Origin of the sequence: Agarivorans sp. B2Z047 (assembly GCF_023373605.1) — a bacterium.
Taxonomy (GTDB): Bacteria; Pseudomonadota; Gammaproteobacteria; order Enterobacterales; family Celerinatantimonadaceae; genus Agarivorans; species Agarivorans albus.
The window spans coordinates 2,388,533-2,406,402 of sequence record NZ_CP088080.1 but is presented as its reverse complement, the minus strand read 5'-3'; the positions used below and the strand labels follow the sequence as shown (position 1 = coordinate 2,406,402).

The window sequence follows — 17,870 nt, the reverse complement described above, 5'->3', positions numbered from 1 at the left end:
CAACAAAAACGTCAAAAAACAATATTTACTAACAGGTTTGAGCTAATTCCCCCTATTAAGCCCTAAAGTTCCTGGAAAAAATTCTTGCCACTTATTAACAATTAACTAGTATTCATAGCCTTACTGAGGAGGGATAGGTGAAAACGAGTAAACGTTTAACAGCAATTAACCAACACGTGATTAAGCACTACCAAGATATATGGGATTGCTGTTGCGACCACGGTTTATTGGGCGCAGAGCTGGTAAAACGCAACAGTGCCAGCTGTGTGCACTTTGTTGATTGCGTGCCACAAATCTGCCAGCAACTAGAGCGACAATTGCAGCAGCACCTTGCCTATTCATCATCTAGCTTAACCAGCCCATGGCAAGTACATTGCCAAGACGTAGCTCAGCTAAAACTCAGTAAAAATGGCAGTCAACTGGTTATAATCGCAGGAGTTGGTGGCGAGCTATGCATTCAATTGCTAAAGGGGATACTAGAACACAACCACGCTGTGGACTTTGAATTGATTATTTGCCCAGTACATTATCAATATGAACTTCGACAGTTTTTGCAGAGTAATGGCTTTGGTTTAATTGATGAACAGCTAATAGAAGAGAACCGCCGCTATTACGAAATACTGCATCTTTCTACCACCGCCAACTCACCAATCAGCCATGTTGGTGACGCAATGTGGGACTTGTCTAAGCCCGAACATAGAGCCTACTTGAATAAAACCATTGCACATTACTGCCGTATGGGCGGAAAAACGGTTCATCCAGCTCTGCGAGCCTATGAAACATTGCAAAAGAAAAGCTCGCTAGATAACAGCTAAATCAACACGCCATTTAATAAAGATAAAAAATTTAAATCTAATATTGATCTACAAAGCAACATTTTGAGTCGCCTATGCTAGAATCGCTCGCTTTTGTGCAGTGCTACCCGTTCACTGCTACAGTAAGCCTTAAATAGAACAAGCGATCATTGCATGAAATTTCCTGGCCAACGTAAATCCAAGCATTATTTTCCTGTTGAATCTCGAGACCCCTTAACCAATGAGCTCAATCCAGTCATTAGCCCAAAGCACACACATATAACTGGCATTGATCAAACCTTGGTAGATATCGAAGCGCACGTTGACCAGGCATTTATAGACCGCCACCAACTCGTTAAAGGCAATTCCTTGCTTATTGATGACTTAGCGGCTCAAACGCTATATCAAGAACTACAAGATAAACAGCTTATTACTGCCGAGTTTGCCGGTGGCACTATCGGCAATACCTTGCACAACTACTCTACACTAGCCGATGGTCGCTCGGTGATGTTTGGAGTAATGAGTCAAAACATCACCATTGGTGATTACGCCTATCGTTACTTATGCAATACCTCTTCGCGCGTAGATCTCAATTACCTGCAAGCGGTAGACGGCCCGGTAGGCCGATGCTTTACCCTAATTAGTGATTGTGGTGAACGTACCTTTGCTATCTCAAAAGGCCACATGGATAAACTTACTCCAGAGTTTATAGACGAAGAATTAGTAAAAACTGGCGCAGCCCTCACGCTCACAGCTTACCTTATGCGAGCAGGAGACGACCCCATTACTCAAGCCGCTATGCAAGCCATAGAGTATGCCCACCAAGCAAAAGTCCCCGTAGTGCTTACGTTGGGCACCCGCTTTTTAATCGAAGATGATCCTAAATGGTGGCAACAGTTTATTGGCGAACATGTCACTGTTTTAGCAATGAACGAAGAAGAAGCAGAAGCCTTAACCGGTGAAAGTGACGTATTACTCGCCTGTGAAAAGGCTCTAGAGTGGTGTGATCTTATTTTATGTACGGCTGGCTCACGGGGCTTATTTATGGCCGGTTACACCGATGAAGCCTTCAAACGAACCACCAGTCATACTCTGCTGCCAGGAGCCATCCCAGAATTCAACCAATATGAGTTTTCACGCCCGATGTTAAAAACCGATTGTGAGCAAGCGCTGAAAGTTTACTCGCATATTGCGCCATTTATGGGCGGGCCAGAAAAAATCACCAATACCAACGGCGCTGGAGATGGGGCTTTATCTGCTCTTCTCCACGATATGGCTGCCAATGTATTTCATCGTAGTAATGTTGAACAATCGAGTAAACACCGCTTTGAAGCGCTTAGTTACTCTTCGTTTGCGCAAATTTGTAAATACGCAAACCGCGTAAGCTACGAAGTATTGGCCCAGCATAGTCCTCGTCTTTCACGTGGGCTACCAGAGCGCGAAGAGAGCTTAGAAGAAGCTTATTGGGAGCGCTAAAGCTAAACTGAACGAGGTCTACTAATAGGCCTCGACGTTTACGTTATTTCCGCATTGCCTAGCAAATAGCGATGATAAAATTCATCTTTAGGTACCGGCTTCGCAAAGATATATCCCTGCAAGAAATCACAGGCTACGTTTAACACATGCTGACGCTGTTGTTCAGTTTCCACCCCTTCTGCAACTACTTTTAGCCCCAAATGATGAGCCATAGTCACAATGGCTTTAACCAACGCTACGCTGTCATTGTCGGTGGTTAAGTGTTGAATAAACGAGCGATCTATTTTTAGCAAATCGATATCTAATTGCTGTAAATAAGACAAAGAAGAATAGCCAACACCAAAGTCATCAATTGCCACATCAAACCCGCGTTGTTGCAGACGAGAGAGCTGATCTTTAATGGAGTCATCAGTGGTCATCAAAACATTTTCGGTAATCTCAATCATAATGCTGTGAGCCGGCAATTCGTGCAGCGCAATGGCATGGATCCAATCATCTATCCACTTACCACCATCATTAAACTGCGAAGGCGAGGTATTTACGCTAATTTGAATATCATCCAGCCCCTGCTTATACCATTGTGACACCGTGGCAACAGTTTGCTGCATTACCCATTGGCTAAGCTCGCGAATTAGCCCTGCTTCTTCCGCAACATGAATAAATTCTTCTGGCCCCACCACTCCGCGCTGTGGATGGTTCCAACGTAACAGTGCTTCGGCCTTTTTCACCCCGCCCTCTTCTGTCTCGAACTTAAGTGAGGTTATGGGCTGATAATAGAGTTCGAACTGTTCTTCTTCTAAAGCGGTGCGTAGCTCTTCTAACAAACGCCGTTTCTGCTGAGCTTCCACCTGCATGTCTGAAGAAAAGAACTGATAGCAGTTTCGACCGCGACTTTTAGATACATACATCGCTTGGTCAGCATGTTTTACCACGGCTTCCACGCTATCACCGTCTAGTGGGGAAAAAGCGATACCAATACTGCCACTAACATGAGCAGCTTCTTGTTTAATCGTGAAGCGTTTCGCCAAACCTTGTAATACGGTTTCGGCAATATTGGCGACTCGCGCTTGTTCGTTTACCCCTTCAATCACAATGGTAAACTCATCCCCCCCAAGGCGGGCCACGGTATCTTGCTCGCGCACACAACGCAGGATCCGCTGCCCAGCTTGACTTAACAATACGTCACCATAATCATGGCCCAAGGTATCGTTAATCTCTTTAAAGCCGTCTAAATCAATAAAAATCAGAGCAAATTCAATTTTCTCTTTAACTAATGTATGGAGTTTTTCGTAGAAAAAGTGGCGGTTAGGCAAACCAGTAAGGCCGTCGGTGTAGGCATATTGCAATAGTTGCTGATTTGCACCCTCAAGCTCTTGGGTTCGCAGCCTTACTTGCTTCTCGAGCATACGCTCACGCAGTTCAATCGTCTCTAACATGCCGTTAAAGCACTCGGTAAGGTTGGCTACCTCATCGTCGCTAGATTGCTGAGCGCGCAAACTATAATCATTGGATGCCGTTACGCGCTCGGCAACATCCGACAAGTGTAATAAGGGACGCAAAAAACCACGTTTTAGAAACAGTGAAAAAGACAAACTTAAGCCAAACGTAATCACCAACAGCACCGCTAAGAATTGCCCATAAAATCCAATTCGTTGGTCTATGTAACTGTCATTAGCCAGTACCGTAAGCGCACCATAAACTTGCTCATCAAGAATAAGTAAACTGCTTACCTCTATCAGTTCGTCGGCTTCTTCTGCTAACTCTTCTTGGTAGTTGTCACTTTCTACCACTGCCAAATTTTGCTGCTCGGTATCGGTAATGGCTGCTCTGATTACGCCTTCACGTAATAACAATGAAGAAATCATCTCCTGCATGGCATCTCTGTCATCAAACAACAAAGCGGCTGTGATGTTAGGCGACAAGGTATCGGCTATGTTTTGTAAGCTTTGGGTCTGCTCTCGCTTGGCACTCACAAACTCGTAAGCACTTAACACCACCGTTACCATGGCGGCAGAAAAAATCGCCATACTCATCAAAATGACTAGCAGCTTTTTACTCATGGTATTTATGCTAAGAAAAGACATCTCTACTGCTCCTCCTTAACAACGCGACTCAATCTCAATACCTTTGAGCTCATGGTTATATCGGCCTTTTTAAGTTCTTCGGGGGCAACTTCGAAACGGATTTTTCCAGCTAATAAGAAGAAGCGAATGTGCCCTCCTTGATGAATAAAATCTGGAGTCTCCCCAACCAACATGGTGTGAGGCAATAAGGCTCTGTCTACAGTTAGCCAGTTTTTTCTATAGGCAGCAGGGACAAACAGTAAGTTACATTGATTTATCGATAACGAATCCAACTCAACTAGGCTCACCCGTATTTCTAATTCATGAATGCGCTGCTTATGGAGCACCCAACTAGCAGTATCGACAAACTCAATGTCTGGGCTACACAGCTTAAAATAACCCAATGGTTTAGCTAAACCTTGCCATTCACTATAACGCGCAAAATTAAACATAAACCCAGCCTTTAAGGCTGCTTCTTTATCAGCTGCACTCACCTCACTAGCAAGGCCCAATATAGCCAAGGTAATGAGTAGCTTAACAAAGCGCCTTATTGCCAACACTGGCTAAAACTCCGCCATAAATCGTAGCACGACACTTTGCTCAATATAGTTTGGAACCGTAAAGGTTTCGGAGGTGTTGTTGTATTCTAGGTGACTACCAGCTAATAAATTTTTGCCTGTTAATGACAGCGAACTATGCGGCATTATCTGCCAAGCCCAACTTAGATCTAGCGCATCATAATCATCTACTGAATAAGCATCGCTGTTAATGGAGCGGAACAAAGCAAAAAAGGAATGCTTCTTAAAAGGTTGCCAACCAGTCTTGGCAAAAATCTGTTTGCTGTCAGAGTCATATCCTATAGCAGGCTGAGTATTTTCTTGTAAGCGATAGCGATAAGCCATTTGGCTGTATCCTAGTTCGGCGCGAAAATTGGCACTTGGTCGCCAAGCAACTAGCGCTTCACCACCTTTCACGTTTAAATCAGCATTAGATGCAACGTCAAATTCAAGCACTGTGCTTTGTAAAGCTTGCTGCGCCTCGATGATTTTGCCCTGTGCTAACAAAGCTGCGATTTGATCCAAGTTGGCACTGTCTGGATTAGGCTGCACCGCAAATACATCTTTAGATTGCGTATGAAATAAGGCTAGGTCGAATGACCAATCTTGTTTGCTAAAACGGTAACCCAGTTCGTAAGAAAGGGACTTTTCTGGCTCAACTTGTTGATTGCCGTTCAATACTGTGCGCACGTGGTAGCTATCAATGGCGTCGATACCGGTTTGAAAATACTCGCCAACACGCGTGCCATTAATAGCAGAATCGTAATCAAACTCTGCCAACGATGGGATCCGCACGCCTTGCGATATGGCACTCCAAAGTACATGCTCGTTATTGGGCTGCCAAGTTATACGTGCAACCGGCTGATGCTCCCAACCGGTAAAACTGTTGTGTTCAGACTTGTTACCAAAACTTAAATTTAATTGCTCGGGAATAAGCGCAAATTGCAGCTGTAAAAAAGCGCCATATTGCTCTAAACGGTCGATATCTTCGTCACTACTAATAATGTAGTTTTCTTCAAAAGGTAAATAGCTATTACGGTAGTTTAAACCCCAATCAATTTGGGTAGCCCCCCACAAACTATTCATTTGATAATCAATATCCAATGTTTGAAATCGTTCTTCTAAATATAGCTGTTTACCATTTTGAACAGCCCACGAAGCTTGCAACATTTGGTTAGAAGAGCCAGATAGTCGGTGCTCTGCCCGCGCCATAATACGCCCGTCATCACGCTCAAAGCGCTCGGCATATAGGGTGTTTTGGTTTGTGGCTAAAGATAGAGCTTTAAGATTTTGCCCCATATCTGTATGGGTATAACTGAGCTGGGTAAGAATAGACAAATCATCATTAGGCGCAAAATCAAAACGTGCACCAATGCTTTGTTGTTTGGCTTCATCATTAGCGGGTAGCGACTTACCCGTATTGGCCGCGTCAGAATCTCGCACGCTACCATAGATGCGGTAGCTACCGTAGGAGCCAATATTTCCACCGTGGCGCAGCCCTACATCATAATTTAGCTGGTCACCACTACTTACTTGCACCAAGGTTTCGCGCGTGTCTAAACTATTTTTGGTGATAATATTAATCACCCCATTGGTGGCATTGCTGCCCCACAATAAGCCACCTTGACCTCGAATAACTTCAATACGCTCAATGTCATAGAGAGGTACATCTAAGGTTTCCCAATAAACTCCGGCAAAAGATGGGTTATAAACACTTTGCCCATCCACCATAACCAACAGTTTACTGGTATAACGCCCAGCAACACCACGCGCAGTGATAGCCCACTGATTACTGTCTAGCTGCCGCACTTCTAAACCCGGTACCAACTTTAATGTTTCTGCCACCGATACCGCACCCGATGCACGAATGTCTTCCTTGCTTAGTACATATAATGACGCCGCGGTTGTAAACGCTGATTGGGCACGTTTCATCGCAGATGTTGCTTGCACATCTGTAGCCATTAACGATTCTAAATCCAAATTAGGCAAGGGTTCAGCTGCTGCAAAGCTGTAATTAGCCATACATAGCGACCACAAAACACCAGCTGAATACTTCAACTACACCACTCCTTGGGCTTTTAATCTATCCTTGATAACTGAAACAAAAAGCTCGACACGAAATTGGGCGTGAGAACAGAATAAAACTCTGAGCAATTCTTCAGCAAAAATTAGTGACATTTATCTCATAGAAAACAGGCGAGGTAAACTACAAACTGATCTTAGGTATTCGTCTTAGGATTAACTAAATCTCTGATTTATAGCTTAAATACTAAATTCTTCTAGGAACTGAACAGCTTGATTTCGTCCAGTTTTCTTGGCGTGATATAAAGCATCGTCGGCGCGCTGTAATACACTATCGCAATTACTGTCGGTCACTTCTATGCTACTTACTCCTAAACTAACCGTAACATCAACCTGATGATTTAGTGTGGTGAAGGTGTATTCTTCAATCGCTATTCTTATCCGCTCGGCACTGCGTAGAGCTTCTGATGTTTTAGTATTGGGAAGTAAAATAGCAAACTCTTCACCGCCCATTCGCGCGCAAATATCCACCTCACGGAGTTGGGTACAAATCTGCTGATACACTTGCTTAAGCACTCTATCACCACAAGGGTGACCATATTGATCGTTGATTCTCTTAAAGTTATCAATGTCTAACATGATTAAGCTGCAATCAAGAAAGTGACGGTGAAAGGTTTGGTAATGATTCGCTAAACTTTCAAAGAAACGACGGCGGTTAAACGCACCGGTTAACTCATCGGTTTCACTAAGTCTACGCAGTTGCTGCTCTAGCTTGTAGCGCTCATTAATATTGCGCGCCGCCCAAACCACCGCTCGCTGACCATCTATAAAAGAGTTTAAGGGCAGAATGCGAGCTTCAAACCAATGCTCTCTTTCTAGTTTGGCGCTTTCACAGTTGGGTAAACGAATATCGTCTGGTGAAATGGCGTACTCCGAAACACGCAAGCGCTGCTCAAAAATACTATTGCGTATTTGTTGTAAGAACCATTTAGCTTTTTCTTCGCTAAATACATCAGATACAAAGCGACCGGTTAATAACCGGCTGCTTGAGAACTCATGAGCCTCTTGATCACCCAAATGAGCAATACAATAACCATCTTCGGTAAATACCAATGTGGAATCGGGAAATGCTGCAACAATCTCCAACAGCTGTGGAGTCGATAAATGCATATTATAAGCCTTAACTAACTGCAAAACAGAAACGACAAGGTTTAGTTACACAAACTACAAATCACTATTATTAGAATTATAAAGCTAAACGAAATTTGAGTTATAGCTGAAGCTTTAGACTACTCTGACCACTTGATGATGAAATTGATTCACATCAATTTGCGAAATAAATAGCAAGTAAATCTAATAAATCATAAGGCCTAAGAACATTAATCCACACATTGGCTAATAACCCCAACTAACTCACTAATTAGTTCTACTCAGGTTTTGCTACCAAACTGCTGTTTAAGCCAACTCTTCACGCCTTTGTCTGCATCGCTGCATCTTTAATGCTCAGTAAAAACTAAATTTTTTGATGGTATTTCAGACAAGCGGACTTAATCGTTAAAACTGTCACAGCCTAATAAAACAACAATTGTATTACCAAGCGTTCAAGATAAAAGTATTAATCAATTGTTAAGGATTTATGAATAGCCAAGGACAGCTAATGAGCTTATTTACAGAATTTAACCCTATTAAGTGGGTAGTTTCTATTATCACCTGTTTGCCCACTAAGTTAGCTATTTGGCTTTTTAACACGCTAACACTTCATCAGTTTAGGCATTGCCAACCCAAGTCCCAAGTGCTGTTAAATCGAGATGCTTATACATTTTGACATCACTTAGACAGAAGCAAAATTGTTAATAAAAACAATAAACTCCACATAAGGAATATGATAAAAATGAAAGTTAGTTCTATATTTGCAGTAGCAATTTCCGTAGCAACAATAACGCCATCCTACGCTAATTATTTTAAAGATGATTTTAGCTGGGGATACAACGCTAGTATTTGGCAAGCCCGTGATGGCAGTAATGGCAGCCCTTTTGGTTGTAAGTTTACTCCGTCTAAAATCTCACCAAGCTCCCATGGTATCACCCTAAACGTAGCACCAAATCAATGTGCCGAGCTTAGAACCAAATCCTTACTAAGCTATGGCAAGGTTCAATCTAGCCTCAAAACAGGAAATGCCAAAGGTACTGTATCCTCTATATTTACCTACACTTCATGGCACGATGTGCCTGGGCGAGCTTGGCAAGAAATAGACATCGAGTTTTTACCTAGCCTTGGCAACGTTGTACATACCAACCTTATCTACCAACCACAAGGTGGCCAATACCAAAGCTGGGAACTGGATATTGATTTAGGCCAATATGGTCTAAACATACATCAAGACCTAATCCATATCGGCTTCGATTGGTCTAGCTGGAAAATCGATTGGTACTTGATAGATTCTTCAGGAAATACTCGCATCATTCGTAGCCTGTACAAAGACAATGGGGATGGCTATGTTGCCGCAAATGAGGTTCCACAATACGCATGGCCTGTGGATCCAACTCGCATAATGATCAACCATTGGCACGGCGACAACTCTGCAGATGCAATGTACTTCCCACAAGAGTATTTCTATCAAAACAACTGGGCCTACTACGATTACCTAGAATACACACCAAAATAAACTCAGCTATCGGCAGGCTTTATTTAAGCTTGCCGATTTTGGCCCAAGTTCATCTATTTACTCAGCACACAAGTCCTAAAGTCTCTGCGTTAGTTCTCTTAAATTTTTGCCTTTCATAACATAAGTGTTAGTCGAATCACATCCATAGCACAACATTATTGTAATATCATAACAACAAAAATACATTGCGTAATAAACAGACTAAAATCGACTAAACGCTAAGGATGGCATATGCAAATTTCAGTAGTGATGAGAACACTAAGCGGTTTTGCAATTCTATTTGTTTTACTCATTGCAGTAGCGCTGATTGGCCAAATAAACATACGCAACCTAGAAGCACAACTTAATGAAACTGTCGACCGCCTCACCCCCACTGCAGAGCTAACTAATCGCCTATCGGGCCTGCTGCTAAACACTGCCTGGGTGATTGGCTTGCACAGCAATACTGAGTCCCAAGAACAACTAAGCCAATTAGAAAACCAAGCGTCTAGCTATATAAGTAGTTACCAAGATAACTACCAACAGCTATTGTTACTTACTGAAAAATATCCCGATCTACATAATTTACTCGGCCCAATAGAGGCAAATGCAGAAGCAACATTTAGCGCAACCAACAGGCAGTTTGAGAGCCATCAACAATGGTTAGTAGCTAATAAGTCTGTTGAAAACCTACGCCGTGATTTTAAGCAACAATGGAGTGGATACAATGAAGACCTCGAACAGATTGCAGAATCAGTAGACGGCGATGCGCACTGGATTGCCGTTGATTTACAAGCTGATGGTGTAGTGTTAGAGCGCCAGTTAGACGAAGCGTTTTATGCAAAAACGCCTGAGCAAACCAGCCAACAAATGCAGCAATTAAAGAAACTCTATGCCAGTATGATTGAAAAACGTGACGAGTTAGAGTTCTATATTGAAGATGATATTGAGAACGTAGTTAACTATTTTGTATTACTTAATAAATCGTTAAACTCACAAGGCTTGTTCAGCGAAATAGATCGCCTCGTACGTTTAACCCAGCAGCAGCAAGACAACTTTAAGCAAATTAACACCCAAACTGCGGAAGCTTTAAATCAACTTACTCTCGCCAGTAGCACGGTATCGTTAATCATTGCCGAAGCGAAAAACCAAGCAAGTGAAAAATCACAAAGTGCCATTAGCACCATGATTGCCGTAGTGCTTGCCTCATTAAGCATATCGGTACTGGTTGCATGGAGTGTCACATCAAGTATTAAAGGGCCATTGAAGCGTACTTTACAGCAAATGAAACAGTTAGTTGAAGGCGACTTTAGCCAGCAAATAACCGTCGAACGCCAAGATGAATTTGGCCAAATAGCGCGCCAGTTAAACTCACTTACCGAGCAATTTAACCAAGTTATCGGTTCAATGGTAGACAGTGCAAAACAACTAGAGAACAGCGCCGAATCTGGCTTAAATGCAAGCCAACACTCTCGCTCAATTATCTCCGAACAACGCGCACAAACCGACATAGTAGCCAGTGCGGTAAAAGCCATGGAACAAGGAGTACAAGACGTATCCCAACAAGCCAATACCTCACGCGATGATATTGGAGATGTGTCGGCGCTAACAGAGCAAGGACGACAAGCCGCCCACACCACCCGTAAAACAACTACACAGCTAAAAACAACCATTCTTAATGCAGCAGAGAAAGTTGATACGCTTAAGCAAAGCTCTGATGATATAGGCTCAATACTCGATGTGATTCAAGGTATTGCAGAGCAAACTAACCTACTTGCACTAAATGCCGCCATTGAAGCCGCAAGAGCCGGTGAACAAGGCCGTGGTTTTGCTGTTGTTGCCGATGAAGTGCGTAACCTTGCAAGCCGAACTCAAAATTCGACGACAGAGATCTTTAACGTTATTGAAGGTTTGCAAAAAGGTGCAAACGAAGCCGTAGACTTAATGAAACAGGGCGAAACCATGGTGTTAGAGTGCTTAAGCCAAGCTGAGCAAAGTGATCAACAGCTGGAGAATATAGCCGTTATGCTGGAACAAATTCGCGCCTACAGCCAGCAAATTGCAACAACAGCTGAAGAGAAGATGGCAGTGGCTTCACAAGTAGCCAACAACGTACAAAAGATTGTGGAGCTAGGCCACTCTGCCCACAAAGATGCAGAGCACAATGAACAAGCGAGCGAATCATTAAAAGCCAAATCTGAGCAACAACTCGGGCAACTGGCTATTTTCAAACTCAAAGAATACTTGCCTGCAAACAATCAAATTGTGACCCAGTAGCATATTGTGATGAAACCAATAATAAATACGCTAACAAAAACCGGGCTATCTGCGGCGATGTTGGTTGTCTTAACTGCCTGTAGCTCCAGCAAACTTAACGATGATTTGCAGAGCCAAGCGCTACATCCAGAAAACAAGCAAGTTTTAGCAAGTGCTAACTTGGATGCTGATGGCCCAGACTATGGACAATCCGCTTACCAGCTAATTCGTCAGCAGTTTGGCAAGAACGCCATAGAATCACCAGATCGCTTTAAAAACGACCACCAAGGGGAGCTCCATATACAAGAGCACACAGACAAGCTATACGGTCCCTATTTTCGCTTTATTTTGCACCGAGATTTAGATGGCAATAAAGGAAAGTATATCGATAGGCAACGCAATGAAATTAAAGTCTATGGCGGCTCAGCAGACGCGCTAAAAGGCTACCGAGGCAGTCACTTCTCATACAGTTGGAAGTTTCGCGTTAGTAATGACATGCAGGTGACCAACAAGTTCACCCATTTGTTTCAACTAAAAGCCGTTGGCGGTGAAGATTCAATGCCAATTATTACGTTAACCGGAAATACTCGCAGTGGTAAAGCAGGCATAGAAGTAAGACATAGCCCATTACGCCAAACTCGTATTCTAGCAAGAGCAGATTGGGACTTGATTCAAGGAGAGTGGCTAGAAGCCAAGGTTCAAGCCAAATACAGCGAACTCGGTTGGTTCAGCTTAACACTCGTTCGCTTAAGCGATGGAGCAGAAATATTTAACTTTCGCGAAGACAAGCTAGACATGTGGCGAGGCCTTAACCAACAACATTTTGTTCGCCCTAAATGGGGAATTTATCGCTCATTTGTTGAAGCAAACAAACTTAAACCAAGTGTACTTGTAGACTTTGCTAACTTTAGCATCAAGCAATTTGCTACAAACTAGCGGGCTTAACCACAGTCATTCAGCTTGTTATTTACCAAGGCATAAGTACAGCGGCTAATTAATTCAACTTGCTCAACTTGCAGAAAGTGCCCCTGTTCCGCTAGGCGAATAACTTTGGAGTGTTGGGCTGGTAAGTATTGCTCGGCAAAATCAGCATTTTTGGGATCAACCAAATGGTCTTTACCACCTTGTACTAACACCACAGGTATTTTAAGCGAAGCTAAACGCTCGGGCGAATCAGCTAAGCCATTTTGCAGGGCAAACATATCTAAATTAGCTTGGTTTAGTTGTTTCCCCATATCAGATAAAGACAATAAATAGTGCCCTACACCACTTCTAGCAAACTTGTTATACCAACGCGCTTGAGTAAGCTGTTTACTCATTCCACCAGCCAACAATAACAAACCATCAATTTGCTGGGGGTTATGCTCGGCAATAATAGGCGCTAAGGACGCGCCCCAAGAATGCCCTACAAGAATTAGCGGCAGTTCAGGGTACTTTTGCTTTAAGTGTTGAATGAGAGGTGAAATCAGCTTCGCTTGAGCCTGCATGTTAGCAACAGGTTTAGCTTGGTCTTGATATTGCGACAATCCCCAGCCCGGCCTATCAAAACTAACCACGCGTATTTTGCTAGTTAAAGAAGGCTCTGTAATCAAGTAAGCGCTGTCTTGCCAAGACCCAGGCGTACCGTGGATCCATACCATCACTGCTTGCTCTGCCCGCCCATTAGCGTGTACGTTCAAAGAAAAATTATCCGCAGTAAGTTGATAGTGTTCGATATTGGGATTAGTTAACAAATCAGTTTGAATAAACTGCTGTTGTTGCTTTATCGCACTAGGCATTGGGCTACAGGCTTGCAATGTACACAGTCCAGCCGCTAGACCCAAACACAACATCACTCTCTTCATTAAGAAGCTAAAATCCATAATCAGGCAACACCAAAGCAATAAACAGTCACTAAAACACTAGAAAGTGAAACCACCAAGTAAATTTCACATTCGATTACACTAGCTCAAACTTGACCCATCCCCAGCACATCGCCATAATCTGGGCTCTTCCTCCCCATGGCATTAAAAATGACTAACCCAGAAGATTCACCAGAAGAAATTGAAGTAGAAGCCACCGAAGTATATGTGGATGAACAGCCTATCGAGCTTTACAAAGTATTAAAGATAGGCAATTTGGTGAATGGCGGCGGCGAAGCAAAAATGGCCATAGCAGAAGGTTATGTTGGGCTTAACGGTGAACTCGAGCAGCGTAAACGCAAGAAGGTGTATGCTGATGACATCATCGAGTTTAACGGTCAGTTTTTATATGTTGTTTGTGATCAGCCTATTACTGAGCCAGAGCCTAAAAGCGCAGTGAAGAAAGGTTCAAACAAGCAGAAAAACAAGGGAAATAAAGCAAGCAAGCCTAGCCAAAAACCAACAGCTGCCAAGCAGCCTAACGAAAAGCAAGCTCAACGAAATACCAAAACAGGTCGCCACTCAATCAAGTTCTAGTAGCTAAGTGCCTAGAAATAAAAAGGCAGCCAAAGGCTGCTTTTTAATAAACACAAACATAAAAAAAGCCGCTCAATGAGCGGCTTTTTTACTAAGTAGTAAGCTTACTTCTTAGCTTGACGTTCTTTTTCTTCTGCGATTACCGCTTCAGCCACGTTTTGTGGAGTAGCAGCGTAGTGCGAGAATTCCATAGAGAACTGACCACGACCAGAAGTCATAGTACGTAGAGAACCAATGTAACCGAACATTTCTGCTAGTGGTACGTCAGCTTTAATACGTACGCCAGTTACGCCAGCTTCTTGGTCTTTAATCATGCCACGACGACGGTTCAAGTCACCAATAACATCACCAACGTGATCTTCTGGAGAGAATACGTCAACCTTCATGATTGGCTCAAGAAGTTGTGGGCCAGCTTTTGGTACAGATTGACGGTAAGCGCCTTTAGCTGCAATTTCAAAAGCAATTGCTGATGAATCCACTGCGTGGAAAGCACCATCGTACAATTCTACTTCCATATCTAGTAATGGGAAGCCAGCTAGTGGACCAGTTTCCATCATCACTTCGAAGCCTTTTTGAACTGCAGGCCAGAATTCTTTAGGTACGTTACCACCAACAACGGTTGAAGAGAACGTGAAACCAGAGTTAGGCTCACCAGGCTTGATGCGGTAATCAATCTTACCGAATTGACCAGAACCACCAGACTGTTTCTTGTGCGTGTAGCTATCTTCAATCGCTTGAGTAATAGTTTCACGGTAAGCAACCTGAGGTTGACCAACAACTAGGTCTACACCGTAAGTACGCTTCAAGATATCAACTTTAATGTCTAGGTGAAGTTCGCCCATACCTTTAAGGATGGTTTCGCCTGAATCTTCGTCAGTTTCAACTTGGAAAGAAGGATCTTCTGCAACCATTTTACCGATAGCAATACCCATTTTCTCAGTTGAACCTTTATCTTTAGGTGCAACAGCAATCGAGATTACTGGCGTTGGGAATACCATAGGCTCTAGGGTACAAGGGCTCTTAGGATCACATAAAGTGTGACCAGTTTGAACGTTCTTCATACCTACGATAGCAATAATGTCACCAGCTTGAGCGCTAGTTAATTCATTACGGTCGTCAGCTTGCATTTCTACCATACGGCCAACACGCTCTGTTTTACCAGTAAACGCGTTAAGGATGGTGTCACCTTTGTTCAACACACCCGAGTAGATACGTACGAAGGTAAGCGCACCAAAGCGGTCATCCATAATTTTGAATGCTAACGCGCGTAGTGGTTCGTCAGCAGAAACAATAGCGTGGTTGCCAGTTTCTTCGCCTTCGTCATCCATAAGAGGTTGAGGATCAACTTCAGTTGGGTTTGGCAAGTAATCAACAACAGCATCAAGTACTAATTGAATACCTTTGTTTTTAAATGCAGAACCACAGTAAGTTGGGAAGAAAGACATATCGCGAGTACCTTTACGGATACACGCTTTAAGTTGCTCAATAGTAGGTTCTTCACCTTCCATGTAAGCCATCATTAAGTCTTCGTCTTGCTCAACTGCAGTTTCAACCAACATTTCGCGGTATTCAGCTGCCTTCTCTACCATATCTTCTGGGATATCGGTAACTTCGTAGTTCTCAGGAAGACCTGTGTCATCCCAGATGTAAGCTTTTTCAGATAGAAGGTCAACAACACCAACGAAGTCGTCTTCGATACCGATAGGTAGAACCATAACTAGTGGGTTAGCAGCTAGTACGTCTTGAGTTTGCTTAACTACGCGGTAGAAGTCAGCACCCATACGGTCTAATTTGTTTACGAAGATGATACGAGCAACTTCTGATTCGTTAGCGTAACGCCAGTTAGTTTCTGACTGAGGTTCAACACCACCAGAACCACAGAATACACCGATACCGCCATCAAGTACTTTAAGTGAACGGTATACTTCAACAGTGAAGTCAACGTGTCCAGGAGTATCAATAACGTTGAAGCGGTGGTCGTTCCAGAAACAGCTTACTGCTGCAGACTGAATAGTAATACCACGCTCAGCTTCCTGTTCCATGAAGTCAGTAGTAGACTCACCGTCATGTACTTCACCAGTTTTGTGGATCTGACCAGTAAGTTTTAGGATACGCTCAGTTGTGGTAGTTTTACCTGCATCAACGTGAGCAAAAATACCAATATTTCTATATTTTGATAAATCAGCCATTGTTCAACTCTAATTCAATTGTTTTTCAAATTCGCGGGGAGTATACCACTACTGTCGCACAAGGCGAGAGGGTGAACTGTATTTGAGCGATTTATTGCGAAATTTCTTTAAAAAAGTGTCTTTAATTAGTGTCAACAACTAGCCGCAAGCCTGTTAACCACGGGTTTTCACTTAAATTAGTATTTTCTGCTCACTCAACAAAAAAAGTATAACTCCCCTACCCAATAATCAGCATAGTTGGCTTAATCGTTAGCGCAACCGGATTATTGCCCTTATTACCACCACCTTTGTTAGCGGTAGCTTAGGCTAGCATTACTTCTTTTTATCCATCATTGCTTTAAGATCAGCAAACGGGTTTGAGGTTGCCACTTCTTGCTTTAAATCACTACCGGCTTCTACTGTTGAGCCGTATTGAGCAGCTTCGGTATATTTAGAATGCTCATGGTCATGACAGTACAAACATAACAGCTCCCAGTTAGACCCATCGTTTGGGTTATTGGTATGGTCGTGGTCGATATGGTGCACGGTTAATTCGCGCAAATTAGAGTAAGGAAATTCACGTGCACATCGCCCACAAACCCAAGGGAATAGTTTCAACGCTTTCTCGCGGTAACCTTGTTCAAGGCTTGCGTAATTATTTGGAATATTAGCCATTCTCTGCTCCAGCTATTTTTGCCAAACACTATAACATCAGCACAGCTAAAACACGCAACTAAGCGGGCTTGTTTTTTTCAGCAACAGAAACTTGGGTAAGCGCTTTCATATTTATCAAAAATAAACCACACTAAGCTTAATTGCGCTAAGGGACCAGCCATGGATAAATCGTTAACTCAAGTACACTGTAATCGTTGTGAATGCAGCACCACCACCGACAAAGTAAACGGCTGGCGAGTATTTTTGTATAACGGATTAGAACTGCCACTACGCAGAACCATGGGTTGGTGCAAACAGTGTGAAGCGCTAGTAACTGCCGAAGAATTGAGAGATAGTAACCTGATAATCAAAGAAATGGGCGAACTGGTTAGGCAAGTATCTGCCTTAGAGAAAACCCTGAAAACTAACTACTGGCAACGGTTACTTAATCGCAAGCTTCGTAGAGTGCGCCGTCGCTCTGTAGAAAACTTACTAACCCTAGGTGCAGAACTTGATGTTGCCAGACAACGGGCAAATAAAGCGAGGTGTGTTTGCTGCGACTCTTTAGATGTAGAGGTTATAGATTCTTCATTAAACATTGTTGAGCAATTTTGGCAGCACAATAAACACAATGAAGTTGCCACTGGGTTAACTCATCCCGGTTGTGGCGGCGAGTTTGTTGCACGTTCCAATTCAAAAGTAGCGGGTAAACATGCGACCGCCACTTCATCAGATCCACTCCCTGCAGCAAACTCTCATAAACAAGACCAACAAAGTGTTGCCTAAGGCAACACTTTT

14 protein-coding genes are annotated in these 17,870 nt (G+C 43.1%); 7 read left to right on the top strand and 7 right to left on the bottom strand.

The window, feature by feature from the left end; translation table 11 throughout:
• Positions 1-137: 137 nt before the first annotated feature.
• Both LQZ07_RS11135 and LQZ07_RS11130 read left to right on the top strand, forming a co-directional pair.
• On the top strand, positions 138-815 hold the full coding sequence (locus tag LQZ07_RS11135; RefSeq protein ID WP_194164129.1) for a tRNA (adenine(22)-N(1))-methyltransferase TrmK: 678 nt from the start codon (positions 138-140) through the stop codon (positions 813-815).
• A gap of 153 nt (positions 816-968) precedes the next feature.
• Complete coding sequence (locus tag LQZ07_RS11130) at positions 969-2,270, top strand: inosine/guanosine kinase (protein WP_152782329.1); 1,302 nt, start codon at positions 969-971, stop codon at positions 2,268-2,270.
• A gap of 38 nt (positions 2,271-2,308) precedes the next feature.
• Here the strand turns inward: LQZ07_RS11130 and LQZ07_RS11125 are convergent, their stop codons facing one another.
• The 4 genes from LQZ07_RS11125 to LQZ07_RS11110 form a co-directional block, all read right to left on the bottom strand.
• On the bottom strand, positions 2,309-4,354 hold the full coding sequence (locus tag LQZ07_RS11125) for a bifunctional diguanylate cyclase/phosphodiesterase (protein WP_152782327.1): 2,046 nt from the start codon (positions 4,352-4,354) through the stop codon (positions 2,309-2,311).
• A 2-nt stretch (positions 4,355-4,356) separates the two neighbouring features.
• Positions 4,357-4,893 carry a YfiR family protein gene (locus tag LQZ07_RS11120; RefSeq protein WP_152782325.1) on the bottom strand — a complete coding sequence of 179 codons (537 nt, stop codon included), beginning with the start codon at positions 4,891-4,893 and terminating at the stop codon, positions 4,357-4,359.
• 3 nt (positions 4,894-4,896) lie between these two features.
• Positions 4,897-6,948, bottom strand: a complete 2,052-nt coding sequence (locus LQZ07_RS11115; RefSeq protein ID WP_152782323.1) for a TonB-dependent siderophore receptor — start codon at positions 6,946-6,948, stop codon at positions 4,897-4,899.
• A gap of 204 nt (positions 6,949-7,152) precedes the next feature.
• Positions 7,153-8,082, bottom strand: coding sequence for a GGDEF domain-containing protein (locus LQZ07_RS11110; RefSeq protein WP_016400526.1), 930 nt, complete (start codon positions 8,080-8,082; stop codon positions 7,153-7,155).
• A 721-nt stretch (positions 8,083-8,803) separates the two neighbouring features.
• Between LQZ07_RS11110 and LQZ07_RS11105 the strand changes: the two genes are divergently transcribed.
• The 3 genes from LQZ07_RS11105 (at position 8,804) to LQZ07_RS11095 (ending at position 12,748) form a co-directional block, all read left to right on the top strand.
• Positions 8,804-9,577, top strand: coding sequence for a family 16 glycosylhydrolase (locus tag LQZ07_RS11105; protein ID WP_152782321.1), 774 nt, complete (start codon positions 8,804-8,806; stop codon positions 9,575-9,577).
• Between the two features lie 231 nt (positions 9,578-9,808).
• Entirely contained in the window at positions 9,809-11,833 is a 2,025-nt protein-coding gene (locus LQZ07_RS11100) for a methyl-accepting chemotaxis protein (RefSeq protein WP_152782319.1), read from the top strand.
• A 9-nt stretch (positions 11,834-11,842) separates the two neighbouring features.
• The gene (locus tag LQZ07_RS11095) at positions 11,843-12,748 is read left to right on the top strand and encodes a heparin lyase I family protein (protein WP_152782317.1); all 906 of its coding nucleotides are present in this window, start codon (positions 11,843-11,845) and stop codon (positions 12,746-12,748) included.
• Positions 12,749-12,753: 5 nt separating this feature from the next.
• Here LQZ07_RS11095 and LQZ07_RS11090 read toward each other — a convergent pair whose 3' ends face one another.
• Positions 12,754-13,674 (bottom strand): alpha/beta fold hydrolase, encoded by a 921-nt coding sequence (locus tag LQZ07_RS11090; protein ID WP_152782315.1) that lies wholly within the window; start codon positions 13,672-13,674, stop codon positions 12,754-12,756.
• A 150-nt stretch (positions 13,675-13,824) separates the two neighbouring features.
• On the opposite strand from LQZ07_RS11090, the gene LQZ07_RS11085 reads away from it, so the two are divergent.
• Positions 13,825-14,250 (top strand): RNA-binding S4 domain-containing protein, encoded by a 426-nt coding sequence (locus tag LQZ07_RS11085; RefSeq protein ID WP_152782313.1) that lies wholly within the window; start codon positions 13,825-13,827, stop codon positions 14,248-14,250.
• A 104-nt stretch (positions 14,251-14,354) separates the two neighbouring features.
• Here the strand turns inward: LQZ07_RS11085 and fusA are convergent, their stop codons facing one another.
• Positions 14,355-16,439, bottom strand: a complete 2,085-nt coding sequence (fusA, locus tag LQZ07_RS11080) for an elongation factor G (RefSeq protein ID WP_016400532.1) — start codon at positions 16,437-16,439, stop codon at positions 14,355-14,357.
• A gap of 312 nt (positions 16,440-16,751) precedes the next feature.
• The gene (locus LQZ07_RS11075; RefSeq protein ID WP_152782311.1) at positions 16,752-17,093 is read right to left on the bottom strand and encodes a YajD family HNH nuclease; all 342 of its coding nucleotides are present in this window, start codon (positions 17,091-17,093) and stop codon (positions 16,752-16,754) included.
• 159 nt (positions 17,094-17,252) lie between these two features.
• On the opposite strand from LQZ07_RS11075, the gene LQZ07_RS11070 reads away from it, so the two are divergent.
• Positions 17,253-17,858, top strand: coding sequence for a hypothetical protein (locus tag LQZ07_RS11070; RefSeq protein ID WP_152782309.1), 606 nt, complete (start codon positions 17,253-17,255; stop codon positions 17,856-17,858).
• Positions 17,859-17,870 lie beyond the last annotated feature (12 nt).

Excerpts from the sequence above, each read along its gene's own strand:
- LQZ07_RS11110 (WP_016400526.1), bottom strand. The coding sequence starts at position 8,082 with ATGCATTTATCGACTCCACAGCTGTTGGAGATTGTTGCAGCATTTCCC.
- LQZ07_RS11125 (WP_152782327.1), bottom strand. The coding sequence starts at position 4,354 with ATGTCTTTTCTTAGCATAAATACCATGAGTAAAAAGCTGCTAGTCATT.
- LQZ07_RS11130 (WP_152782329.1), top strand. The coding sequence starts at position 969 with ATGAAATTTCCTGGCCAACGTAAATCCAAGCATTATTTTCCTGTTGAA.
- LQZ07_RS11075 (WP_152782311.1), bottom strand. The coding sequence starts at position 17,093 with ATGGCTAATATTCCAAATAATTACGCAAGCCTTGAACAAGGTTACCGC.
- LQZ07_RS11105 (WP_152782321.1), top strand. The coding sequence starts at position 8,804 with ATGAAAGTTAGTTCTATATTTGCAGTAGCAATTTCCGTAGCAACAATA.
- LQZ07_RS11085 (WP_152782313.1), top strand. The coding sequence starts at position 13,825 with ATGACTAACCCAGAAGATTCACCAGAAGAAATTGAAGTAGAAGCCACC.
- LQZ07_RS11100 (WP_152782319.1), top strand. The coding sequence starts at position 9,809 with ATGCAAATTTCAGTAGTGATGAGAACACTAAGCGGTTTTGCAATTCTA.
- LQZ07_RS11090 (WP_152782315.1), bottom strand. The coding sequence starts at position 13,674 with ATGGATTTTAGCTTCTTAATGAAGAGAGTGATGTTGTGTTTGGGTCTA.
- LQZ07_RS11070 (WP_152782309.1), top strand. The coding sequence starts at position 17,253 with ATGGATAAATCGTTAACTCAAGTACACTGTAATCGTTGTGAATGCAGC.
- LQZ07_RS11095 (WP_152782317.1), top strand. The coding sequence starts at position 11,843 with ATGAAACCAATAATAAATACGCTAACAAAAACCGGGCTATCTGCGGCG.
- fusA (WP_016400532.1), bottom strand. The coding sequence starts at position 16,439 with ATGGCTGATTTATCAAAATATAGAAATATTGGTATTTTTGCTCACGTT.